Raw genomic sequence first — 22804 nt, 5'->3', positions numbered from 1 at the left:
GGGCCCCCCCCCCCGCCCCCCCCCCTCCCCCCCCCCCCCCCAAAAAAAACCCCCCCCCCCCCCCCCCCCCCCCCCCCCCCCCCCCCCCCCCCCCCCCCCCCCCCCACCCCACCCCCCCCCCCCCCCCCCCCCCCCCCCCCCCCCCCCCCCCCCCCCCGCGGCACCCCCCCCCCGCGACGACGGATCCGTCGACCGACGGATCCGCCCCACCGTGAACGACGCCCCGGCCGCCTGCGGCCGGGGCGTTTCGGCGTGACAGGACCCTCTCCCGTCGGCCGCGGTCCAGCCATGTCGCAACTGTTTAGACTGTTATAGTCTAATACAAACAGTAAGGAGTGGTAGCCGTGTCCGCGCCCATGTCCGCCGTGCCCGTCCACCGTTTCGACTACGCCGCGCCGGGACGAACGCGCCGGCTGGTCCTGACGATCTTCGGCCCGGTGCTCCTCCTGATCCTGTCCCTGGCCGCGATCAGGTTGTACGGCGAACCCCGTCCCGGCGACTTCCGCTTCACCGACCGGCCCGTCTACGCCGGGTACGAGCTCACCTGGCGAGACGTGTCCTCCCAGCCGCTCTTCGGGATGGCGGTGTGGTTTGAGATGATGCTCGTCATCCCTTTCCTGTTCCACTGGCGCCTGCCCCCGATTCAGCGAGTGCTGGCAGCCACCAGCCTCACCCTCGGCCTGGCACTCCCGGTGGGGGGTGCGCTGTCGATGCCGGTCGCGAACTCCGCGGAACGGCCGGGGTGGCAGGTGGCGCTGGTCGGCCTCGCGGCGGCCGGGGCGTTCGCGGTGAGCTGGGTGGCGGTGGGTCCGCTGCCGCAGCCACCCCGGGTGACCGCCGCACCACCGTCGCACGCCCCCGCCATGGCGCTCGGCCCGCGGCAGCGCGTCCTGTTCACCACCTCGGCCTGGTCGACCCGCAACCTGCTGGTCGCCATGGTGATGACGGCGGCCACCACGGCGATCGTCGTGTGGGGCGGCTTCGAATGGCACATCGAGGCATGGCTCATCGGATGGACGCTGCTCGTCGCGGCAAAGACGCGCACCCGCCTGCAGATCGACGCTTCGGGGGTGACCCTGCGGTTCCCCTGGATACCCTTCTTCACCCGTACCGTGCCGTATGCGCTGATACGGTTCGCCGAAACCGGTAACGAGCCTTCCCCGTACCGTGGACCGGCCGAGGCCGAGGCGGGCGTGGCGGGGAGCGAGCCCCCTCCCGAGCGGTACGGGCTGGGCGACAATGCGGCCGGGTGGGGTGCCGTCAGCGGAAAGGGCCCGGTGCTCACCCTGTCCCTGGCCGACGACCGGTGGTTCGTCTACTCCACGCGCGAGGCGCGGGAGGCGGCGGCCCTGGTCAACGGATGGCTGCACAGGCGACGACAGGCGGAGACGGCATAATGTTGATCACGGTTGATCCCTCGTCGGCCCAGCCGCTCGCCGACCAGGTGGCGGACTCGGTCCGCGTCGCGCTGGCCGGCGGCATGGTGGGCCCCGGGGATCGGCTCCCCTCGGCGCGGACCGTGGCCGCCGCCCTGGACATCAACCTGCACACCGTCCTGCGCGGTTACCAGCAGTTGCGCGAGGAGGGGCTGGTCGAGCTGCGCCGGGGCCGGGCGGCCGTCATCACCGGGCAGGCCGACGGGCTCCGCCTGCGGCTCGCCGCGGCGGCCGAGGAGTTCGCCAAGGCCGCGCGGCAGGCCGGTGCCTCCACCGAGGAGGCGCTCGCCGCGGCCCGCGAGGCCCTGGCGCGATGACGCGACCGGCACGACAGGCGTGACGAGCACAGCGACAGGCACAGCGACGGGCACAGCGACGGGCGCGGTGGCGGGACGACGGTCAGGCCGGGGGGACGAAACCACCCGGGGTGGGGCCGCCCGCCCGGTCGGCGGGCTCGGGGGCGACCGGCGGACGAGCGGGCCCGGTCGGGTACTCGCCGGACGCGGGAACACCGGTCCGGTACGCACCGGCCTGAGGAGCACCGGTCTGATACGCACCGGTCTGAGGAGCACCGGTCTGGTACGCACCGGATGAAGGAACACCGGGCCGGTACACGTCGGGTGCGGGAGCACCGGTCTGGTACGTGCCGGGTGCCGGCACGGCCGGGGGGTACGCGCCCGTGCTCCGGGCCAGGCGGAACTGCTCGCGGCGCCGGCGCTCGGCCAGGACGGCCGTCAGGTAGGCGAAGGGCGGCACGCCCGGCGGGGCGGGCGGGGAGACGAAGGCCGACACCTCGGTGGCGATGCGCACGCCCATCTCGTGCCGGACGGCGGGTGACAGGTCGTGCCAGCGCATGAGGTACTGCCGCGCGGTGGCCGCGACCTGCTCGGGCAGCCGGGACAGCTCCAGCGTCGCCGCCCACGCGGCGAGCGGCGGGGGCATGTCCAGCACCGGCCCGTACTGCCGGGGAGCACGCTCGGAGATCACCATGGTGCCGGAGAAGACGTCGCCGAGCCGCTTGCCCCGCTCCGAGATCAGCGAGCTGATCAGCGCGGGGGCGCCGCTGAGGATCCAGAACTCCAGGACCCCGGCCAGCCCGCGGAACAGGGCCTGACGGAACCGCTCGGGGCCGCCGTCGTCGCTGACCACCCGGAGCCCCAGGGCGAGCTTGCCCAGGCTGCGCCCGCGGCTGAGCGTCTCGAAGATCACCGGATAGCCGACGAGCACGAGCACGCTGAGCGCGAGATAGACCATCGTGGTCAGGGCGGGGTCGTTCAGCAGGCCCAGGCTGCCGACCAGCAGGGAGACGCCCAGCAGCGTCGCGGCCTGGACGGCCATGTCGATCAGCAACGCCGCGGCCCTGCTCGGGAGCTGGGCGACGCGTACCTCTACGACCACGGCCTCGCCGGTTACGACATCGGACACATCCAGCACCCTACCTTCGACTGGATAGGCTGCCCGCGTGGACATCGACGCCTTCGTCACCGCGCACCGCCCCGCCTGGGACCGCCTGGAGGCCCTGATCCGGCGGCGCAGGTCGCTGAACGGCGCCGAGGTCGACGAGCTGGTCGACCTCTACCAGCGGGTGGCCACCCATCTGTCGCAGGTCCGCTCGGCCTCGGCCGACCCGATCCTGGTGGGCCGCCTGTCGGCGCTGGTGGCCCGGGCCCGCTCGGCCGTGACCGGCGCGCACACCCCCGCCTGGCGGGAGTTCGTCCGCTTCTTCACCGTCTCCTTCCCGGTGGTCGCCTACCGGGCCCGCCACTGGTGGGTGGCCACCACCGTCGCGTTCCTGCTGGTCTCCACCGTCGTCGCGGCCTGGGTGGCGGGAGACCCCGCGGTCCAGGCGGCGATCGCGACGCCCGAGCAGATCACCCAGCTCGTCGAGCACGACTTCGCCGACTACTACTCGGAGAACCCCGCGGCCTCGTTCGCCGGGCAGGTCTGGGTGAACAACGCCTGGGTCTCGATGCAGGTCATCATGATGTCCCTGCTGCTCGGCCTGCCGATCCCGTACGTCCTGTGGGAGAACGCGCTCAACGTGGCGGTCTCGGCCGGGCTGATGGCCTCGCGCGACAAGCTGGACATCTTCTTCGGCCTGATCACCCCGCACGGCCTGCTGGAGCTGACCGCGGTGTTCCTCGCCGCGGCCGTCGGCATGCGCCTCGGCTGGACGGCCGTGGACCCGGGCCCGCGAGGGCGCCTGGAGGCCCTGGCGGAGCAGGGCAGGGCCGTGATGAGCGTGGCCCTGGGCCTGGTCGTGGTGCTCCTCGTCTCCGGCCTGATCGAGGGCCTGGTCACCCCCTCGGGGCTGCCCACCTGGGCCCGGATCGGCATCGGCGTGGTGGCCGAGGTCCTCTTCCTCGCGTACGTGATCTTCTTCGGCCGCCGGGCCCTGGCCGACCGCGAGACCGGCGACATGGAACGCGCCCCCGATCTCGCCCCGAGCGCCGGCTGAGCGTTCCCGCGGGGCGCGGTTCTCAGAGCCGTCCGGCCGCCTTCAGCGCCAGGTAGGCGTCGGCCAGCGCGGGGGCGAGCCGCTCGGGAGCGGCGTCCACGACCTCCACGCCCTGCGCGCGCAGCAGGGCGGTGATCCTGCGCCGCCCTGCCGCCAGGTGTTCGGCCGCCGCGGCGCCGTAGACCAGCTCGGAGGTGCCGCGCCCGGCCGCCATCTCGGCCACCTGCGGGTCCGAGACCGCGGCCAGGAGAACCAGGTGCCGCGAGGAGAGCCGGGGGAGCACCGGCAGCAGGCCCTCCTCCAGCGCGGCCGGGTTGAGATCGGTCAGCACCACGACCAGGCAGCGCCGCCTGGCCCGTGACAGGACGGCGGCGACCATCCCGGCCGAGTCGGCCTCGACCAGCTCGGCCTCGATCGGGGCCATGGTGGTGACCAGCGAGGAGAGCAGCTCCGCGCGGCCCGCGCCCGAGACCCAGGCCCGTACGGCCCGGTCGTGGGCCATGAAGTCGACCCGGTCACCGGCCCGCGAGGCCAGCGCGGCCAGCAGCAGCGCCGCGTCCATCGACCAGTCCAGGCGCGGCCAGCCGGGTACGACCCGCGCCTCACCGGCGAGACCGGCCCGGCCGGCCCGCTCGGTGACGGCCGCCGTGGCGGACGGCGGGATCGGGGAGATGCCCACCCTGCCCGCGGAGGTACGGCCGGTGTCCAGCACGATCAGCACCCGCCGGTCGCGCTCGGGCCGCCAGGTGCGCACCACGACGTCGGCGCGGCGCGCGGTGGCCCGCCAGTCGATCGAGCGGACGTCGTCCCCGGCCACGTACTCCCGCAGCGAGTCGAACTCGGTGCCCTGCCCCCGGACCATCGAGGGGTGCTGCCCCTCCAGCTCCCTGAGCCTGGACAGCTTGGCGGGCAGGTGCTTGCGGCTGAGGAAGGGCGGCAGCACCCGGACCGACCAGGGCACCCGGTGCGATCCCTGACGCGCCGCGACGCCCAGCGGGCCCAGCGCCCGTACGGTCACCGTGACCGCCCCGCGGTCGCCCCTGCGGGTGGGCGTGAGCGTGGTGACCAGGCGGCGGCGCTCGCCCGCGGGCACGTCCAGCGGCAGGTGCCGCGGGGTGGCCCCGGCCGAGGGGGGCCAGGCGTCCCTGAGCACGCCGCGCACCCGGCGCGGTCCGGGGTTCTCCACGATCAGCTCCACCGTCACCGACTCGCCGAGCCGTACCAGCCGCTCGCCCGACCGGGTGAAGCGCAGCGGGCGCACGCTCCCGGCCAGCAGCAGGTCGACCACGACCAGCGCCGCGATCAGCAGCGTCACCCCGGCCACCGCGGCTCCCGGAGCGGGCGCGAACAGTACGGCCAGGGTTCCCAGCAGGGCCAGCAGGGCGGCCCGTCCCGTCAGCGCCATGGGTCAGCGGGGGACGGGGACGGAGGCGAGGATGGCGTCGATGAGGCCGTCGGCGCTCGCGCCCTCCAGCTCGGCCTCGGGCCGCAGCTGGATCCGGTGCCGCAACGCGGGCCTGGCCAGCGCCTTGACGTCGTCGGGCGTCACGTAGCCGCGGCCGGACAGCCAGGCCCAGGCGCGGGACGCGGCCAGCAGCGCGGTGGCGCCACGCGGCGAGACGCCGAGCCGGAGCGCGGGCGACTGACGGGTGGCCCTGGCGATGTCCACGATGTAGCCGAGCACCTCGGGGCTCGTGTGCACCCGGCCTACCGCGGCGCGTCCCGCGGCGAGGTCGGCGGCGCCGGCCACGGCCCGGACGTGCGACAGGTCGCGCGGGTCGAAGCCGAGCGCGTGCCGTTCCAGCACCGCGACCTCCTGGTCGCGCGGCGGCAGCGGGACGGTCAGCTTGAGCAGGAACCGGTCGAGCTGGGCCTCGGGGAGCTGGTAGGTGCCCTCGTACTCGACGGGGTTCTGGGTGGCGGCCACGATGAACGGGTCGGGCAGGGCGCGCGCGTCCCCCTCCACGCTGATCTGACGCTCCTCCATCGCCTCCAGCAGCGCGGCCTGCGTCTTCGGGGGCGTGCGGTTGATCTCGTCGGCGAGCATGAGGTTGGTGAAGACGGGTCCCTCGCGGAACTCGAACTCCGAGGTCTTCGCGTCGTAGATCAGCGATCCGGTGATGTCGCCGGGCATCAGGTCGGGGGTGAACTGCACCCGCTTGAAGTCGAGCGAGAGCGCCGCGGCCAGGGTCCTGACCAGCAGGGTCTTGGCGACGCCGGGCACGCCTTCGAGCAGTACGTGTCCTCGGCAGAGCAGCGCGATCACCAGGCCGGTGACCACGGCGTCCTGGCCGACGACCGCCTTGGACACCTCCGTCCTGAGGGCCGCCAGCGCCTGCCGCGCGGCGTCCGCCCCCGGCACCTCCGGTGCCCCCGGCCCGTTCGGCGCGCCCTGCATCCCCGGTGCGCCCTGCATGCCCGGTGCGTTCTGTACGCCCTGCGTGCCCGGGGCGCCCTGGGTCCCGGGCGCCCCTGACGTCATCGGCGCCCCCGGCCCGTGCGGTGCTCCGGGGCCGTGCGGTGTCCCGGGCGTGCCCGGCTCGGTCCCGGCGGGGGAGGAGACCGTCGCGGCGAGATCGCCGTTCCCCGGTGGTGTGGTCACGACTTTCCGACCTGCCTTTCCACGAAGTCCATGTATGCGGCCAGGGCCACCAGCCCGGCCTCGTCGGCCGGCGGCGGCCCGTACAGGGCGGCGCCGATGTGCGGCGCGGCCTGGCCGGTCCGTTCGGCGATCGCGTTCACCAGGGCGTCGGCCCCCGCCCCGGAGGGCAGTCCGAGCCGGGGGGTGACCCGGTCGGTGAAGCCCTCGCGCAGCGCCGCGGCGGCCCGGTCCCGGGCCCGCCTCGCCCGGTACAGCCTCGCACGTCCTTCGACGGTCTCGGCCGCCCTGACCACGACGGGCAACCGTTCGGTCACCACCGGGCCGAGCCTGCGGCCCCGCCACAGCGCCAGCAGCAGCACCGCGAGGAACAGCTGTACCACGGCCCACCTGACCCCCTCGGGGACCAGGTCGTAGAACCCCGCGGGCCCGTCCGACTGCGGGCCGGTCTCCGGGACGGTCAGCCAGATCAGGGTGGGCCTGGCACCGGCGAGGTTCATCGCCAGCGCGGCGTTGCCGTCCTCGGCGAGCCGGAGGTTGGTCATGAACGCGTCGTCGCCGGTCACGGTGACCGTCCTGCCCCCGGTGGAACGGGAGACCAGGGTGGGCCGTCCGCCCGAGGGATAGCAGCCGACGGCCCCGGCCGGTGCGACATAGGTCATGCCGCCGACGTGGGCACTGCCCGCCCGCGTCGCGGCCGGCAGCCGGCAGCCGGGTTCGCGGGAGCGTACCCGCGCCTCGCGGACCGGGGTCACGCCCGGTGCGAGCAGCCGCAGGTGCCGGCCCACCCCGGCGAGCAGCAGGTCGCCGGGGATCGCGGCGAGCCGTCCGGCGTCCCCGGCGGTGAGCGGGAAGGCCGAGGTCACCAGCAGCGTGCTGCCCGCCGGTCCGGCCCGTCCGGCCTGGGCGGCAGCCTCGGCCACCGAGGTGACCGGCAGCACCCGTACGCCCTGGGCCTGCAGCAGCCGGGCCAGGCCCCTGCCGCCGGACAGGGAGGCGTCGGCCGGGTCCAGGAGCCTTCCGCCCTGGCCGGAGCCGCCCAGCAGCACGCCGGCCACCGCGCCCGCGACCACCACCAGCGCCACCAGGAGCATGCCCCTGCCGCCGCGCCACAGACCGGCGGCGGTCGGGGAGACGGAGGTCGTGGCAGCGGCGGAGCCTGAGGAACCCGCGGAGCTCGCGGAACTCGGGGACGGCGTCAGGGGTCCCGGGGAGGCGGGGCCGGATCCGGGCGAGGGGGCCGCGAGGGCCGCGTCGGCCCGGCCGGGCGCGGCCGGGCTCACGGCGCCGCCGTCGGTGCCGCCGGCGTCGCGACCGCCGAGGGGCGGGCCGCCCGCAGGTGCTCATCGAGATCACGCATGATCCGGTACGCCTCGGGCGTGCCGGGCACCTCGCCGTAGGTCACGTCGTCGAACACCCGGGCCGCCACGGTCAGCTCGGCGGCCAGCGCGGGCAGCGCACGCCCGGCCTCGGCGGCCAGCTCCCCGGCGGTGCGGCCGGGGGCGACGTCGACGATCACGCGGTCCTCCAGGTCCCGGGCGACGGCCCGGAGCCGTTCACGGACCGCCTCGGCCCACCTGCCCTGTTCCGCCAGCCGCTCGGCGGCCTCGCGGTGCTCGGCGGCGGTGAGGCGGCGGTCGCCGAAGACCCCCCCGGTACGCGCGGTGCCGCTCCGGGAGGTCCTGCGGGCGACCAGGAGCAGGGCGACGACGGCGGCGACCACGATCGCGACGAGGGCGGTCCGCGCGGCCACGCTGCCGACGACGCCGATGGCGTCCTGGTCCAGCAGGTCCCCGAAGAACTGGTCCATCCACCGGGAGAAGCGGTCGAGCGATGACTCCCTGGCGTACTCCGGCCCGAGCAGTTCCCCGGAGGCCCGGCGCCGGGCCTCCTCGCGGTCGATGCCGACCGGGGGCGTCAGGGCCGGGAGGGTCGGCAGGGAGATCACGGGGCTCCCCGGTCCGGCCGCTCCTGCCCGGGGAACAGGCCGGGCGCGACGGACGGGTCCCACAGGTCGTCGGCCGAGGCGTGCACCCAGCCCTGCCGCTGCTGCTCGATCGCCCCGGTCTGCAGCACCAGGTCGAAGGCCTCGACGCGCATCCGCCGGTCGGCGTAGAGCAGGCCGTTGACCGCGGCCTGCAGGGGATAGGTGATCATCGAGCCGAGGGTGACCCCGACCGCGATGAGCACCGCCGCGAGGATCTTCGAGGTGAGGGAGCCGTCGCCCAGGACGCCGAGGAAGGTCCCGCCGAACACGAAGGGAAGGGCGAGCGCCTGGCCGATGAGGAAGGCGATGATCTGGGTGAGGATCAGGATGCCGAGGGTCCGCCAGAAGCCGCCCGTGATCAGCTGCCAGGACCTGCGCAGCGAGTCGACGACCCCGCGCCGCTCCAGCACCGCGGCGGACGGGGCCAGCGCCAGCCGGGTGGTGAAGAACATGGCGTAGGCGATGAAGGCCAGCAGTGCGAGCACGCCCGCGATACCCGTCGCCGCGTACCCGGCCCCGGTCGCGGCGAGCGCGGCGAAGAGCCCCACGATCAGCAGGATCGGGACGAGCATGATCAGCAGGGTGACGCCCACCAGCCCGAACAGGGTCGGCACCCGGCCGCGGGTGCGCGCCCAGGCCTCGCCCGCCGTCATCCTCCCGCCGAAGACCGCGCGGCCCAGGATGGCGGTGATCACACCGGTCAGCAGCGTGACCGCGACGAACTGCACGCCGTAGGAGATCAGGGTGCCGCCGTAGTCGGCGAAGAAGCCGGCGTCGGGCACGTTGGCCGCGTCGGGGTCCTGGATGGCCGCGCCGATGGAGTCCAGGGCGAGCGTCTGGGATATCGCCAGCGGGATGGCCGCCAGCGCGGCGGCGATCGCCGACAGGCCCAGGACGCTCTTCGGGTTGGAGCGCATCAGCTTGATCGCGCCGTCCAGGATGTCGCCCAGGCCGAGCGGGCGCAGCGGGATGATCCCGGGCCGCATCGCCGGGGGCGGCGCGCCGTAGGGCTGCTGCCCGTACGGAGGCTGCCCATATGGCTGCTGCCCGTAGGGAGGCCCGCCCTGGGGAGGCTGCCCGTACGGCTGCTGCCCGTGGGGCTGCTGACCGTGGGGCGGTCCCTGCGGGGGCGGCGGTGCCTGCCCGTACGGGGGCCAGGGGCCGGGGGCGGACTGCGGTGCCGGTCCCGCGGGCGGGGCCGGGGAGGCGCCGGGGGTCGTGCCGGGCGCGGTCCACGGCGATCCCGGGGCGTCGCCGTACGGCGGAGGTTGGTTGGACGCCCAGCCCGGGGGAGTGCCGGGGGCGTCGGGAGCGCCGGGAGTGGTGCCGTGACCGTCTGACATATCCCAATCCTGGCATGTGGACACACCGTTCGTGGTGATCGGGCGATCACGTACCCGTTTCACCCGCGGAGATCGGCGGAGACGCCGGAGAGATGGCCGAGACACCGCCGTCTGCCGCAGACTGGGACCGTGGTCATCACCGCCCGGTGCCCGCAGTCGCCGGGCAGGGGGCGGCCGTGCGGGGGCATCACTGTCCGTTCCACGTCGTGTACGCCTAAAATTCGTCATTCGGACGCCCGGTCATCGACCGGTGTCATCCAGTAGGCGGACGAGGGTAATCTTCGACCACCGAGCGGTTTATCCCATTACTCCCGAACTGCGTAAACCGAATGAGGGGCCATGAAAGGACGCGTGCTGGTCGTCGACGACGACGCGGCTCTCGCCGAGATGCTCGGGATCGTGCTGCGCGGGGAGGGTTTCGAGCCTTCCTTCGTCTCCGACGGGGACAAGGCGCTCGACGCGTTCCGCGACACCCGGCCGGACCTGGTCCTGCTCGATCTGATGCTGCCCGGTGCCGACGGCATCGACGTCTGCAGGCGCATCCGGGCCGAGTCCGGGGTGCCGATCGTCATGCTGACGGCCAAGAGCGACACCATCGACGTGGTGCTGGGGCTGGAGTCGGGGGCCGACGACTACATCGTCAAGCCCTTCAAGCCCAAGGAGCTCGTCGCCAGGGTCCGCGCCCGGCTGCGCCGCACCGACGAGCCGACGCCGGAGATCCTGCAGATCGGTGACATCACCATCGACGTCGCCGGGCACTCGGTCAAGCGGGAGGAGGAGACCATCAACCTCACCCCGCTGGAGTTCGACCTGCTGGTCGCCCTGGCCCGCAAGCCGCGCCAGGTCTTCACCCGCGAGGTCCTGCTGGAGCAGGTCTGGGGCTACCGCCACGCGGCCGACACCCGCCTGGTCAACGTGCACGTCCAGCGGCTCCGGGCCAAGATCGAGAAGGATCCGGAGCACCCCGAGATCGTGGTGACGGTCCGCGGGGTCGGATACAAGGCCGGACCGGCCTAGCCGCGGCTCCCCCCGGACCCCGTGATGCCCTCCGCACCGAAGAGACGCCGTCGCACCCCGCGCCAGCTGCTGCGGGGTGCGCGGCGGCGTACCCGGCGCGCGGCCGGGCGGGTGCGCCGGATCTTCTGGCGTTCGCTCCAGCTGCGCGTGGTCACCAGCACGATGGTCATCTCCATCGTGGTCGTCGCCGTGCTCGGCGTCTTCCTGATGCAGCAGATCGTCAGCGCCACCCTGGAGAACAGGGAGATCGCGGCGAAGAGCGAGGCGCAGGCCGACAGGAACGCGGTGCTCGGCTATCTCAGCCAGCCGGCCGCCGAGACCGCCAAGCAGCCCGCCGACTCGGGGCAGGCGCTCCCCGGGGCCGGGGACACCCCGCTCGGCCAGGCCACCGCCGCCCTCGCCCGCCGCGCGGGGTCCGCCAGCCGGTACTCGGTGATCATCCGTAACGAGACGCGGCCCGGTGAGTTCTACGGGACCACGAACATCGACCCGATCAGCATCCCGGCCAGGCAGCGCGAGGAACTGTTCAGGAAGGAGCCCGGCGAGGAGACCACCTGGTACACCCCGCTGCACTACCTGGGCCAGCGGGAGACCGTCCCGGGCATCGTCATCGGCACCCGGCTGGACACCTTCGGCACCCCCCTGGGCTCCTCGTACGAGATCTACCACCTGGTCCCGCTGGAGCGGGAGGAGCTGATCCTCGCCTCGGTGCAGCGGATGCTCGTCCTGGTCGGCGCGGGGCTCGTGCTGCTGCTGGCCGCCATCGCCTCGCTGGTCACCCGGCAGGTCGTCACGCCGGTCCGGCTGGCCAGGCAGGCCGCCGAACGGCTGGCCGCGGGCCGCCTGGACGAGCGCCTGAAGGTCCGCGGCGAGGACGACCTGGCCAGGCTGGCCGCCTCCTTCAACGACATGGCCGCGAACCTGGCCCTCAAGATCCACCAGCTGGAGGAGCTCTCCCAGGTCCAGCGCCAGTTCGTCTCGGACGTCTCGCACGAGCTGCGCACCCCGCTGACCACCGTGCGGATGGCCGCCGACCTGCTCTTCGACGCCCGCGAGGACTTCGACCCGATGGCCGCCCGGTCGGCGGAGCTGATGCAGAACCAGCTCAACCGGTTCGAGGCGATGCTCGCCGACCTGCTGGAGATCAGCCGCTACGACGCGGGCGCGGCCGACCTCGACGTCGACTCCGTCGACGTCAGGGACGTGGTGCTGCGCGCCGTGGCCGACTCCGAGGCGCTGGCCGAGCGCCACTCCACCCGCTTCGACCTGCGTCTTCCCAGTGAGCCGTGCATGGCCGAGATGGACAGCCGCAGGGTCGAGCGGATCCTGCGCAACCTGCTGTTCAACGCGATCGAGCACGGCGAGGGCCGCGACGTGGTGGTCTCTGTCGCCGCCGACAGGGACGCGGTGGCGGTGGCCGTACGCGACCACGGGGTGGGCCTGAAGGCCGGCGAGGAGAACCTGGTCTTCGACCGCTTCTGGCGGGCCGACCCGTCCCGGGCCCGCACCATCGGCGGCACCGGCCTGGGCCTGGCCATCTCCCGCGAGGACGCGATCCTGCACGGCGGATGGCTGCAGGCGTGGGGCGCGCACGGGGAGGGCTCGCAGTTCCGGCTCTCCCTGCCCCGGGTGGCCGGGGCGGTGCTGCGGGGCTCGCCGCTGCCGCTGGTCCCGCCGGAGGTGGAGATGCGCCGCACCTGGCGCGGGCAGATGACGCCGGTGCTGTCGCCGGCCGCGAGCGACGGGGGACGGGATGCCGACTAGGGGCGGCCCGCGGCCGCTTTCGCCGCGGCCCGGGGTGCCGGTGGCGCGGGGCAGGATCGCGCGCCGGGCCGGGGCGGTGCTCCTGGCCGTGATCACGGCGTGGGGGACGGCCTCCTGCTCGGTCATCCCCACCGGCGGCAAGTCCGTCGTGTCCGTCGACGACGAGCGCAAGGGGGACCAGCTGGGCGACCCGTACGCGCGGGTCATCGCCATGCGGCCGAAGCCCGGCTGGTCGCCCGAGGAGGTCGTCACCGGTTTCCGCGCCGCCATGGCGAGCCTGGACGACCCCGGCTTCGGCATCGCCCGCGAGTACCTGGCCGCCGACTTCGCCGCCAAGTGGAACCCGGGCAGCGGCGTCACGGTCTACCGGCAGGGCGCGTACGAGAGGTTCGCGCCGCTCAGGACCGAGGACAGGCAGGCCCAGGTCACGCTCAAGGGCACCAAGGTCGCGACCATCGACCCGGACGGCCGCTACCGGCCGGGCGGCGGCCCGCTGAACGAGCCCTTCACCCTCTCCATGCAGGCGGGCGGGGAGTGGCGGATCAGCTCGGCCCCGGACGGGCTGCTGCTGTCCGAGGCCGACGTCGCCCGCGGCTACCTGCCGGTGGACCTGTACTTCCTCGACGCCCGGCGCAAGGCGCTGGTGGCCGACCAGGTACGGGTGCCCATCGACCCGGGGGCCAACTTCGCCAAGACGACGGTCGAGCGGCTGCTGCGGGGACCGAGCAGCTCGCTGAAGGACGCGGTGCGCACCGCCTTCACCGGTGTCGGGCTCCTCGACGTCACCACCGAGAACAACCGGGTCGTCGTCGACCTCGACGACAGGGTGCCCGCCGACCTGATCGACCCGATGTCGGCCCAGCTCGCCGCCACGCTGTCCGCGCTCACCAAGGGCGGCCTGGGCTTCGAGGTCAAGGTCAACGGCGAGTCCTACCACCCGGACGCGCCCCTGCGCATCGACGCCCAGAAGCAGTCGAGCTTCGACTCCTGGCTGGCCCCCGGCACCGTCGAGCCGTTCTACCTCTCCGGGGGCGGCCTGCGGCTGCTGGGCAAGGAGAACACCGGGCAGCCCGTACCGGGCAGGGCCGGGCAGAAACAGCAGGGCGACCACCCGCCGGCGATCAGCGGGGAGGCCGAGAGGCAGGTGGCCGAGCTGTCCCAGGAGCGCACGGACATCTCGGTCGCGCCGATCGCCGCCGGAGGCGAGTGGCGGATCTGGGTGACCGGGCACTCCCTGGCGCCGCCCGCCTGGGACCGCTACCACACGCTCTGGGTGGTGGACCGGCCCAACGACCACACCTCGGTCGTGAGCCGGTACGAGAGCGGCGGCAAGCGCCACTACCGGGTGCAGGCCCCCGACCTGGAGACGGTCTTCGTCAAGTCGCTCAAGGTCGCGCGGGACGGGGTGCACGTCGCGGTGATCGTCAAGGACGGGCTGGGCGAGCAGGTCCAGGTCGGCACGGTGATCGGCGAGAAGGAGCGCACCCGCATCACCAACCTGCAGACCGTGGTGCACAGCGAGGCCGGCCGGAAGATCGAGGACATCGCCTGGAACGACGGCAGGACCCTCTACGTGCTCACCGGGACCTCGGAGCTCCTGGAGGCGTCGGTCGCCGCCGAGCCCGTCTCGCTGGGCACCGGCTCGCGGATCAAGAGCATCACCGCCCTGGACGGCAGGCTGCTGGCCGGGGCCGAGAACGAGCAGGGCGAGCGGCAGGTCTTCTACTGGACCTCCACCAAGTGGGAACCGCTGGTCAAGCACGAGGACGGCTCGACCGACTTCGTGGAGAACGGCCCCTCCTTCCCGGTCTTCCCGCTGGACTGAGCGCCGGGGCGGCCCGGTGGTCCCCGGGCCGCCCGGTCCTTTCGCACCCGGGCCGCGGGCGGGTGCCCCCGGTCCGCGCGGGACTCCCGCCGGTGCCCTGGGCTGGGCTTTTTTGTCGGTGCGGTATGGCACGGTGAATTCGTGACGACCGCCATGCTCGACCTGATCCTGCCGCCCCGCTGCGCCGGATGCGACGCGCCGGGCGCCCTCGTCTGCCCCCGCTGCGCGGCGGAGCTGCACGGGGAGCCCGCCCGCCGCACCCCCGACCCGGCCCCGCCCGGCCTGCCGGACTGCTGGTCGGCCGCCGAGTACACCCCCGCCGTACGGCGGGCGATCATCGCCTACAAGGAGCGCGGGCGCACCGCCCTGGCTCCGCCCCTGGCCGGGGCGCTGGCCCTGGCCGTCGCCACCGCGGCCGGTGAGCGGCCGGTGCTGCTCGTGCCGGTGCCCAGCGCCCGCCCGGCGCTGAGGCGCCGCGGGCACGACCCGGTCGCCCGGCTCGCCGAGCTCGCGGCCGGTTACCTCCGGGAGGCCGGCTGGCCGGCGACCGTGGCGCGGGTGCTCGCCCAGCGCCGCCGGGTCGCCGACCAGGCGGGGCTCAGCTCTCTCCAGCGGGCCGCGAACCTCTCCTCGGCCTTCACGGTCGCGGTCGGCCGCAACGCGCCCGTGCCGCGCTCCTGGGGCGGCACGGAGGCGATCGTGCTGGTCGACGACGTCGTCACCACCGGGGCGACGCTCGCCGAGGCGGCCAGGGCGCTCCGGGAGGTGGGCGTGACCCCCTCGCTGGCCGCCACGGTCGCCGCGACACGCCGGAGAACACGATCCGAAGATCGTGACCCTGGGTGAGGCCCCCGCCGTGACGGTTCCCTCACCCCGCGGCCACACCTCGCTGTCCTCGACGCGCCGTCGGCGCTGCTCATCGCCGGGGCCCGGAACGCGGCCCGGCCGCTCCACCGCCCCCCGGACGGAGCCTCCCCCGGGCCCGGACCGGGCCGCGGACTACGCAAAGTGATCCTTTGATCGGCCGCCGTGCTGACATTCGGCCTGGATACGGATAGCGTCTGAGCCATGGCACCCGCTCGGGTCCGTGGTTGCGCCGGACCGACCTCCGAAACGAGGCCGGCCCGGCTAGCCGATGCCAGCCGCAGGCGAAACGGTCCACGTAAGACGACTTCTCGTCGATCGATCACGGTGCGGCTTAGAGGTAAGTCCTGCCTTCCCAAGGAGCCAGATGTTCCTTGCCAGGAGAGAAGGGCATGTAGTGGCAAAGAGCTGCGAAACCCTCAGCAGGCGGATGTGGGGACGAAGACCAGGTCGGCCGAGCGGGTGTCGCAATACCACCGTCGAGATTCGAAGGGGGGCTGTGCATGGAGATCATCGTCAAGGGTCGGCACACCGGAGTGAGTGACCGATTCCGTGACCACGTGAACACCAAGCTGGCCAGGATCGAGCGTTTGGACCACAAGCTCATTCGCGTTGACGTGGAGGTGTCCAAGGAACGTAATCCGCGCATCGTCGACCAGCGTGAGCGGGTCGAGCTCACCATCCACTCACGTGGTCCCGCGGTCCGGGCGGAGGCCTCGGCCGACGACCGCTTCGCCGCCCTTGACATAGCACTCGGAAAACTCGAAGGACGGCTGCGGCGCCTGGCCGACCGCCGGAAGATCCACCACGGCAACCACTGCCCTCCGTCGGTCGCCGAGTTGACCGCCGGCGCGCTGGCGGAGTCCCTGGAGAGCGACCCCGGCGCGGTGCTCACGAAGCAGCCCGAGGCCGAGGCCGACGTGGAGAGGAACACGGAGGACGACCTCCCCGAGGACGAGTCGCTCATCCCGATCCAGATGGACGGCGACGGGCCGCTGATCGTCCGGGAGAAGTCCCACAAGGCCGAACCGATGACGATCGACCAGGCCCTCCTCGAGATGGAGCTGGTCGGGCACGACTTCTACCTGTTCCGCGACAAGGAGAGCGGGCAGCCGAGCGTCGTGTACCTGCGTCAGGGGTACAACTACGGCGTGCTGCGGCTCGTCGAACCCTGACGGCCGCGTTCGAAGATCCTCTCCGACCAACCGAGGACCATGAAACCCGTGTCATCATGGCGGTCCACCGGCTCTGGCCCCCCGAGGAGGAGGCGTGACGGAACCCGACGACGCAACCGGCCCGACCGGGCGCGGTGAACCGATCCGTGTGCTGATCGTTGACGATCACGCGCTGATCCGCCGCAGTCTGGAGATGGCGCTGGCCGCCGAGACGGACATAGAGGTTGTCGGCGAGGCGAGCGACGGTCAGGAGGCGGTCGAGCTCGCCGACCGCCTCACCCCGGACGTCATGCTCATGGACGTCCGGATGCCACGCAGGAGCGGCATCGAGGCCACCCGCGAGATCAAGGCCTCGGTGCCGAGCACGCGGATCATCATGTTGACGGTGAGCGACGAGGAGGAGGACCTCTTCGAGGCGATCAAGGCGGGGGCCACCGGCTACCTGCTGAAGAACGTCCAGCTCGACGAGGTCCCGGAGGCCGTGCGCGGCGTCCACGAGGGGCAGTCGCTGATCAATCCGGCGATGGCCGCCAAACTCATCAGCGAGTTCGCCAACATGAGCCGCAAGGAGGCCGAACGGCCCCCGCAGCTCCCCGTCCCGCGCCTGACCGAGCGGGAGATGGAGGTCCTCCGCCTGGTCGCCAAGGGGATGAACAACCGCGAGATCGCCAAGCAGCTGTTCATCTCGGAGAACACCGTGAAGAACCACGTCAGGAACATCCTGGACAAGCTTCAGCTGCACTCCAGGATGGAGGCCGTGGTCTACGCGGTCCGCGAACGGATGCTGGAGATCACCTGACCTGCCGCCGACGCGGTGAGCGCCCAGGCGTTCACCGCGCCGGCGCCGTCCGTCCCGGAGCCCGGTCGGGCCGTCCGGCTCAGGGTTCCCGGTTCAGGGCGTCTCGCAGGGGACCGGCGAGCGCCGCGTCCACCCGGTCGACGCGGACGGTCTCGCAGCCGACCCACCCGGCCGCCTCCCAAAGGGCCGCGGCCAGCGGGGCCGCGCCCCTGGCCGGGGTGACACCCGCCTCCAGGCTCACCTGGCGGGCCACCAGCACCGAGCCCTCCCGGGCCGGGTCGACCCGGCCGATCAGACGCCCTCCGGCCAGGACCGGCATCGTGAAGTACCCGTGGACGCGCTTCTCCCGGGGCACGTACGCCTCCAGGCGATGGTTGAAACCGAACACCCGCGCGGTGCGGGCGCGGTCCCACACCAGGGAGTCGAACGGGGACAGCAGGGTCGTGCGGTGACGGCCCGAAGGGGCCGCCTCCAGCGCGGCCGGGTCGGCCCAGGCGTCGGCGGCCCGTTCCGGCCAGCCCGGGACGCGGACCGGCACCAGCCCGGTGATCCCCTCGGACAGGCACCTGTCCAGCAGCGACGCCTCGGGCGCCTTGAGGCGCAGGAAGTCGACCAGGTCGGCGCGGGTGGCCACCCCGAGCGCGCGCCCGGCCATCCCGGCCAGGCGGGTGACGCACTCGGCGTCGGAGAGGTCCTCGGCCAGCAGGTCCGCCGGCACCGCCCGCTCGGCCAGGTCGTAGACGCGCCGCCAGCCCACCCGGCGCGTGCAGACGACCTCGCCGGTGTCGAGCAGCCACTCGATGGCGATCTTGGAGTCCGACCAGTCCCACCACGGGCCGCCCTTCTTGGCGCCGCCGATGTCCGCGGTGGTGATCGGGCCGTTCTCGCGGACCAGGTGCAGCACCTTGCCGACGCTGTCGGGCACCTCGTGCCAGCGGAACTTCCTGGCCTTGAAGTACCTCCGGCGGAAGGCGTACAGCGGCCAGTCGCCGATCGGCAGGATGCACGCGGCGTGACACCAGTACTCGAACGCGCGGGCGGGCTCGTCCCAGTAGGCCCGCTCCACCGCCGCCCGGCCCACGGCGCCCAGCCGCGCGTAGGCGACCAGCTCGTGGGAGCGGGCCAGCACGGAGATCGTGTCGAGCTGGACGGCTCCGAGCCGGCGCAGGGTCGCGGGGACTCCGCCACGCCGGGCCTGCGCGCCCAGGAAGCCCTGGGCGTGCAGGATCACGCGGCGGGCCTCGTCGGGGGAGAGGGAGAGCTTCATGAACCACCCCTGGGGAGACAACACGTCGTACGGCCGAGGCTAGCGCCTCACACCGACGAAAACGTTATGCCGGTGTCAACGGGGGAGTCCCCGCGCCGTCCCGTCCGCCCAGGGCGTGACGCCCGTGTCAGTCGAGGACGCTCTGCCCGCTGAGACCCTCGCTCGTGTTCGCGCGCGGGGCGTCCACGACGACGTCGGAGAAGACGTTGAAGACGAGCGTCAGCACGCCGCCCATGGCGCAGACCGCCACGCCCATCCAGAAGACCGTCCAGTTCGGGCCGATGCACAGGGCGACCCCGCCGATCGCGAAGCCCAGCAGGATCACGGTCACCGCGAGCCAGGACGACGCCCTGCCGCCGTGGCTTCCCTCGGGCGTCTCCCTCGTGCGGGGATGCCCGGCCTCGGTGGCCCTGGGGTTCTCTTCCGCCGTCACGGCCCCTCCTTCCAGATCCGGCGACACATCCGAAGGTCGATCATTACGGAAGTGGCGAACTCCGACATACCCTTTAAAGCTGGTCGTACTCTCTCAAAGAAGAGGGCAAGGAACTCCGTGGGCCACAAGAGCGTCTTTCAGGGTGGCTGTGTCTGGTGGCGGAACCGCCTACGATGGCAGCGGAGAACCATGTCTCGTCCTCAGCCGGGCCGGTCCGGCCGCGGAAGACCTGCGAGGAGCTTTACCTAAAGTGCCAGCCTTTCTCGATAGAATTCTTCGCGCCGGCGAAGGCAAGCTTCTGCGTAAGCTCAAGCGGATCGCCGACCAGGTCAACTCCATCGAAGACGACTTCACGAGCCTGACCGACGCCGAGCTTCGCGCGCTCACCGACGACTACAAGAAGCGCTACGCCGAGGGCGAATCCCTCGACGATCTGCTTCCCGAGGCCTTCGCCACCGTTCGCGAGGCCTCCCGCCGGGTGCTGGGCAAGCGCCACTTCGATGTGCAGATCATGGGCGGGGCCAACCTGCACATGGGGAACATCGCGGAGATGCGCACCGGTGAGGGCAAGACCCTCACCTGTACGCTGCCCACCTACCTCAACGCCCTGACGGGCAAGGGCGTCCACGTCATCACGGTCAACGACTACCTGGCCAAGCGCGACGGCGACGAGATGGGCCGCATCCACCGCTTCCTGGGCCTCGAAGTCGGCGTGATCCTGGCGAACATGCCCGCCGACGAGCGCCGCAAGCAGTACAACGCGGACATCACGTACGGCACGAACAACGAGTTCGGCTTCGACTACCTGCGCGACAACATGGCCTGGTCGCTCGAGGAGTGCGTGCAGCGCGGCCACTACTTCGCCGTGGTCGACGAGGTCGACTCGATCCTCATCGACGAGGCCAGGACGCCGCTGATCATCTCCGGTCCCGGCGAGCAGTCCGGCAAGTGGTACTCCGAGTTCGCCAAGATCGTCCCCCGGCTCCGCAGGGGCACCGAGGGCAAGGACGGCGAGGAGAACACCGGCGACTACGCCGTCGACGAGAAGAAGCGCACCGTGGGCATCTTCGAGTCCGGCGTGGAGAAGGTCGAGGACTGGCTCGGCATCGAGAACCTCTACAAGCCCGAGCACACCCACCTGGTCGGCTTCCTGAACAACGCGCTGAAGGCCAAGGAGCTCTACAAGAAGGACAAGGACTACATCGTCGTCGACGGTGAGGTCCTGATCGTCGACGAGTTCACCGGTCGCGTCCTGCACGGCCGCCGCTACAACGAGGGCATGCACCAGGCCATCGAGGCGAAGGAAGGCGTGAAGATCAAGGACGAGAACCAGACCCTCGCCACGATCACGCTGCAGAACTACTTCCGCCTCTACGAGACGCTGTCGGGCATGACCGGTACGGCGGCGACCGAGGCCAACGAGTTCCACCAGACCTACAAGCTCGGCGTCGTCCCGATCCCCACGAACAAGCCGATGATCCGCAAGGACCAGGCCGACGTGGTCTACAAGACCGAGGACGCCAAGTTCCTGGCCGCGGTCGAGGACATCAAGGAGCGCTACGACCGGGGCCAGCCCGTCCTGGTCGGCACCACCAGCGTCGCCAAGTCCGAGCGCCTGGCCAAGGAGCTCAAGCGCCGGGGCGTCAAGCACGAGGTGCTCAACGCCAAGAACCACGCGCGTGAGGCGGCGATCATCGCCGAGGCGGGCCGCAAGCACGCCGTCACCGTGGCCACCAACATGGCCGGTCGAGGCACCGACATCATGCTCGGCGGCAACCCCGACTTCCGCGCCGACCTGGAGCTGCGCGGCCGCGGCCTCGACCCGGTCGAGACCCCGGAGGAGTACGACAAGGCCTGGGGCGAGGCGCTGGAGAAGGCCAGGGCGGCCGTCCAGGCCGAGCACGACGAGGTCACCGAGCTCGGCGGCCTGTACGTCCTGGGCACCGAGCGGCACGAGTCGCGGCGTATCGACAACCAGCTCCGCGGTCGTTCCGGCCGTCAGGGCGACCCCGGCGAGTCGCGCTTCTACCTCTCGCTCGAGGACGACCTGATGCGGCTGTTCAACTCGGCCAGGGTCGAGATGATCATGACTCGCCTCAACATCCCGGACGACGTGCCGATCGAGTCGGGCATCGTCTCCAAGGCCATCGCCTCCGCCCAGCACCAGGTCGAGCAGCAGAACTTCGAGATCCGCAAGAACGTCCTGAAGTACGACGAGGTGATGAACCGGCAGCGCAAGGTGATCTACGCCGAGCGTCACCGGGTCCTGGAGGGCGCCGACCTTCGCGACCAGATCCGCGGCTTCGTCAACGACGTGATCGACGAGTACATCACGGCGGCCACCGCCGAGGGCTTCGCCGAGGAGTGGGACCTCGACAAGCTCTGGAAGGCGCTCGGCCAGCTCTACCCGATCGGCATCACGATCGACGAGGTCGTCGCGGAGGCCGGTAGCCGCGAGGAGCTCACCGCCAAGCTCCTGGAGGAGCGGGTGAAGGCCGACGCGATGGCCGCCTACGACCGTCGCGAAGAGGAGATCAACGCGCAGGCCATGAACCCGGAGGGCATGCGGGTCTTGGAGCGCCGCGTCATCCTGTCGGTCCTCGACCGCAAGTGGCGCGAGCACCTGTACGAGATGGACTACCTCCAGGAGGGCATCGGCCTGCGCGCGATGGCTCAGCGCGACCCGCTGATCGAGTACCAGCGCGAGGGCTACGAGATGTTCACCCAGATGCTCGACGGCATCAAGGAGGAGTCGGTCGGCTACCTGTTCAACCTCGAGGTCGAGGTGCAGAGCAACCCGATCGTCGAGGAGGCCGACCCCTCCGAGGACGCGGCGATCGCGGAGGCCCGCTCGATCATCGCCCGCGGCCTGCGCGGCCCGCAGCGCCCGTCCGAGCTGGAGTACACGGCCCCGGGCGAGAGCGGCGAGGCCGAGCACACCAAGGTCAGCACCAAGGCCCAGCGTGACGCGTACGGCAACGTCGAGCGCAACGCCCCGTGCCCCTGCGGCTCCGGCAAGAAGTACAAGCGCTGCCACGGCGACCCCAGGCACGTCGAAGCCTGATCGCCGCCCGAAGGGCCCGCACGTCACCGTGCGGGCCCTTCGGCGTGTCACGGCCCCTTGTGTCACGGCCCTTCCGGCGTGCCACGGCCCCGGTGGCGTGCCGCCGTTCAGGGGGTCGTCTCGACCTCGACGCAGAGCCACCGCACGCCCCTGCGCTCCAGCCTCAGGGCCAGCACGCGCGAACGGTCGCCGCAGTCGACCACGGCGCACATCTCCACCACCCCGGTCTCCGGCCGGGAGACGTGCGTCCTGCCCGCCCTCGGAAGGCGCGTGCACCGCATCGTCCCTCCCTTGCGGGCCAGCTCGGCCTGGGTCCTGGCGGTCAGGTGGGCCGACACGCTCGCCGGGGGACGCCTCCCGGCCAGGATCTCGGCGACGGCCTGGACGAGGGTCCACAGCCACCGGTCGTCGGGGGGCGCGCCCGGCGACCTCGTGCCCGCGGGATCCGGGGTTCTCGTGGCGGGACCCGGGGTGCCCATGGCGGCGGGCCCCGGCGGCCCCGGCGGTCTCGTCGGCCTCGTCGGCGCGGGGTCCGGCGCCTCGGGGGCGGGACCTCGGCGCGCACCGCCGATCCGGGCCACCGGGGGCGGGGGCTCCTGCGTCACCGGGCCGAGGAGCAGGGCGAGGGTCCCCTGCACGTACGGCGGCGCGGCCGAGCCGTCCCCGCCGCGGCGATCGTCGTCGTAGGGGGGCTCGGCGGCCGGGGAAGGCGTGAGTCGGGGAAGCGTCGGCGGGCGTCGGGGGGATGACATGGGCGACTCCGTGATGGGCGG

General features: G+C 72.6%; 19 protein-coding genes. 10 read left to right on the top strand and 9 right to left on the bottom strand.

What is annotated here, in order from left to right; all coding sequences use genetic code 11:
• Nucleotides 1-344: 344 nt before the first annotated feature.
• On the top strand, nt 345-1397 hold the full coding sequence (locus tag ACZ6RT_RS26000) for a hypothetical protein (RefSeq protein ID WP_470156703.1): 1053 nt from the start codon (nt 345-347) through the stop codon (nt 1395-1397).
• Complete coding sequence (locus tag ACZ6RT_RS25995) at nt 1397-1753, top strand: GntR family transcriptional regulator (RefSeq protein ID WP_399185982.1); 357 nt, start codon at nt 1397-1399, stop codon at nt 1751-1753. Before ACZ6RT_RS26000 ends, ACZ6RT_RS25995 begins: the two co-directional genes overlap by 1 nt.
• Nucleotides 1754-1835: 82 nt before the next feature.
• On the opposite strand, the gene ACZ6RT_RS25990 is transcribed toward ACZ6RT_RS25995, so the two are convergent.
• Complete coding sequence (locus tag ACZ6RT_RS25990; RefSeq protein WP_470156701.1) at nt 1836-2861, bottom strand: RDD family protein; 1026 nt, start codon at nt 2859-2861, stop codon at nt 1836-1838.
• A gap of 37 nt (nt 2862-2898) precedes the next feature.
• On the opposite strand from ACZ6RT_RS25990, the gene ACZ6RT_RS25985 reads away from it, so the two are divergent.
• A complete protein-coding gene (locus ACZ6RT_RS25985; RefSeq protein WP_399185984.1) occupies nt 2899-3894 on the top strand; it encodes a stage II sporulation protein M in 996 nt (331 codons plus the stop codon).
• 22 nt (nt 3895-3916) lie between these two features.
• Here the strand turns inward: ACZ6RT_RS25985 and ACZ6RT_RS25980 are convergent, their stop codons facing one another.
• The 5 genes from ACZ6RT_RS25980 to ACZ6RT_RS25960 form a co-directional block, all read right to left on the bottom strand.
• Nucleotides 3917-5299: a DUF58 domain-containing protein gene (locus tag ACZ6RT_RS25980; RefSeq protein WP_470156699.1), complete on the bottom strand. Its 1383-nt coding sequence runs from the start codon at nt 5297-5299 to the stop codon at nt 3917-3919.
• A 3-nt stretch (nt 5300-5302) separates the two neighbouring features.
• Nucleotides 5303-6292, bottom strand: a complete 990-nt coding sequence (locus ACZ6RT_RS25975; RefSeq protein ID WP_399186100.1) for an AAA family ATPase — start codon at nt 6290-6292, stop codon at nt 5303-5305.
• Between the two features lie 200 nt (nt 6293-6492).
• Entirely contained in the window at nt 6493-7587 is a 1095-nt protein-coding gene (locus ACZ6RT_RS25970; protein ID WP_399185986.1) for a DUF4350 domain-containing protein, read from the bottom strand.
• Nucleotides 7588-7772: 185 nt separating this feature from the next.
• Nucleotides 7773-8441, bottom strand: a complete 669-nt coding sequence (locus ACZ6RT_RS25965) for a DUF4129 domain-containing protein (RefSeq protein WP_399185987.1) — start codon at nt 8439-8441, stop codon at nt 7773-7775.
• Nucleotides 8438-9823: a DUF7847 domain-containing protein gene (locus tag ACZ6RT_RS25960; RefSeq protein ID WP_470156696.1), complete on the bottom strand. Its 1386-nt coding sequence runs from the start codon at nt 9821-9823 to the stop codon at nt 8438-8440. Before ACZ6RT_RS25960 ends, ACZ6RT_RS25965 begins: the two co-directional genes overlap by 4 nt.
• Nucleotides 9824-10162: 339 nt before the next feature.
• Here ACZ6RT_RS25960 and mtrA point away from each other — a divergent pair, with 339 nt between their 5' ends.
• The 6 genes from mtrA to ACZ6RT_RS25930 all read left to right on the top strand — a co-directional run bounded on the left by mtrA (nt 10163) and on the right by ACZ6RT_RS25930 (nt 17267).
• Nucleotides 10163-10840: an MtrAB system response regulator MtrA gene (gene mtrA / locus ACZ6RT_RS25955; protein WP_030907316.1), complete on the top strand. Its 678-nt coding sequence runs from the start codon at nt 10163-10165 to the stop codon at nt 10838-10840.
• A 24-nt stretch (nt 10841-10864) separates the two neighbouring features.
• A complete protein-coding gene (mtrB, locus tag ACZ6RT_RS25950) occupies nt 10865-12604 on the top strand; it encodes an MtrAB system histidine kinase MtrB (RefSeq protein ID WP_399185989.1) in 1740 nt (579 codons plus the stop codon).
• 40 nt (nt 12605-12644) lie between these two features.
• Entirely contained in the window at nt 12645-14429 is a 1785-nt protein-coding gene (locus ACZ6RT_RS25945) for an LpqB family beta-propeller domain-containing protein (RefSeq protein ID WP_470156693.1), read from the top strand.
• Between the two features lie 141 nt (nt 14430-14570).
• Nucleotides 14571-15275 (top strand): ComF family protein, encoded by a 705-nt coding sequence (locus ACZ6RT_RS25940; RefSeq protein WP_399185991.1) that lies wholly within the window; start codon nt 14571-14573, stop codon nt 15273-15275.
• A gap of 521 nt (nt 15276-15796) precedes the next feature.
• On the top strand, nt 15797-16468 hold the full coding sequence (gene hpf, locus ACZ6RT_RS25935) for a ribosome hibernation-promoting factor, HPF/YfiA family (RefSeq protein ID WP_399185992.1): 672 nt from the start codon (nt 15797-15799) through the stop codon (nt 16466-16468).
• A 94-nt stretch (nt 16469-16562) separates the two neighbouring features.
• Nucleotides 16563-17267 carry a response regulator transcription factor gene (locus ACZ6RT_RS25930; RefSeq protein ID WP_329090540.1) on the top strand — a complete coding sequence of 235 codons (705 nt, stop codon included), beginning with the start codon at nt 16563-16565 and terminating at the stop codon, nt 17265-17267.
• 79 nt (nt 17268-17346) lie between these two features.
• Here ACZ6RT_RS25930 and ACZ6RT_RS25925 read toward each other — a convergent pair whose 3' ends face one another.
• Together ACZ6RT_RS25925 and ACZ6RT_RS25920 are read right to left on the bottom strand one after the other, a co-directional pair.
• On the bottom strand, nt 17347-18534 hold the full coding sequence (locus ACZ6RT_RS25925; protein WP_470156690.1) for a winged helix-turn-helix domain-containing protein: 1188 nt from the start codon (nt 18532-18534) through the stop codon (nt 17347-17349).
• Nucleotides 18535-18661: 127 nt separating this feature from the next.
• Complete coding sequence (locus tag ACZ6RT_RS25920) at nt 18662-18967, bottom strand: HGxxPAAW family protein (RefSeq protein WP_399185994.1); 306 nt, start codon at nt 18965-18967, stop codon at nt 18662-18664.
• Between the two features lie 250 nt (nt 18968-19217).
• Here ACZ6RT_RS25920 and secA point away from each other — a divergent pair, with 250 nt between their 5' ends.
• Nucleotides 19218-22031 (top strand): preprotein translocase subunit SecA, encoded by a 2814-nt coding sequence (gene secA / locus ACZ6RT_RS25915; RefSeq protein ID WP_470156689.1) that lies wholly within the window; start codon nt 19218-19220, stop codon nt 22029-22031.
• Nucleotides 22032-22138: 107 nt separating this feature from the next.
• On the opposite strand, the gene ACZ6RT_RS25910 is transcribed toward secA, so the two are convergent.
• Nucleotides 22139-22783, bottom strand: a complete 645-nt coding sequence (locus ACZ6RT_RS25910; protein WP_470156688.1) for an Rv3235 family protein — start codon at nt 22781-22783, stop codon at nt 22139-22141.
• Between the last annotated feature and the right edge of the window lie 21 nt (nt 22784-22804).

The sequence above is a fragment of the Streptosporangium sp. NPDC050148 genome (genome assembly GCF_055586505.1).
The sequence above is the reverse complement of the archived record's forward strand: the minus strand, read 5'-3'. Positions and strand labels throughout refer to the sequence as shown.

Excerpts from the sequence above, each read along its gene's own strand:
- ACZ6RT_RS25925 (WP_470156690.1), bottom strand. The coding sequence starts at position 18,534 with ATGAAGCTCTCCCTCTCCCCCGACGAGGCCCGCCGCGTGATCCTGCAC.
- ACZ6RT_RS25980 (WP_470156699.1), bottom strand. The coding sequence starts at position 5,299 with ATGGCGCTGACGGGACGGGCCGCCCTGCTGGCCCTGCTGGGAACCCTG.
- mtrA (WP_030907316.1), top strand. The coding sequence starts at position 10,163 with ATGAAAGGACGCGTGCTGGTCGTCGACGACGACGCGGCTCTCGCCGAG.
- ACZ6RT_RS25995 (WP_399185982.1), top strand. The coding sequence starts at position 1,397 with ATGTTGATCACGGTTGATCCCTCGTCGGCCCAGCCGCTCGCCGACCAG.
- ACZ6RT_RS25975 (WP_399186100.1), bottom strand. The coding sequence starts at position 6,292 with ATGCAGGGCGCGCCGAACGGGCCGGGGGCACCGGAGGTGCCGGGGGCG.
- ACZ6RT_RS25960 (WP_470156696.1), bottom strand. The coding sequence starts at position 9,823 with ATGTCAGACGGTCACGGCACCACTCCCGGCGCTCCCGACGCCCCCGGC.
- hpf (WP_399185992.1), top strand. The coding sequence starts at position 15,797 with ATGGAGATCATCGTCAAGGGTCGGCACACCGGAGTGAGTGACCGATTC.
- mtrB (WP_399185989.1), top strand. The coding sequence starts at position 10,865 with ATGCCCTCCGCACCGAAGAGACGCCGTCGCACCCCGCGCCAGCTGCTG.
- ACZ6RT_RS25970 (WP_399185986.1), bottom strand. The coding sequence starts at position 7,587 with ATGCTCCTGGTGGCGCTGGTGGTGGTCGCGGGCGCGGTGGCCGGCGTG.
- ACZ6RT_RS25910 (WP_470156688.1), bottom strand. The coding sequence starts at position 22,783 with ATGTCATCCCCCCGACGCCCGCCGACGCTTCCCCGACTCACGCCTTCC.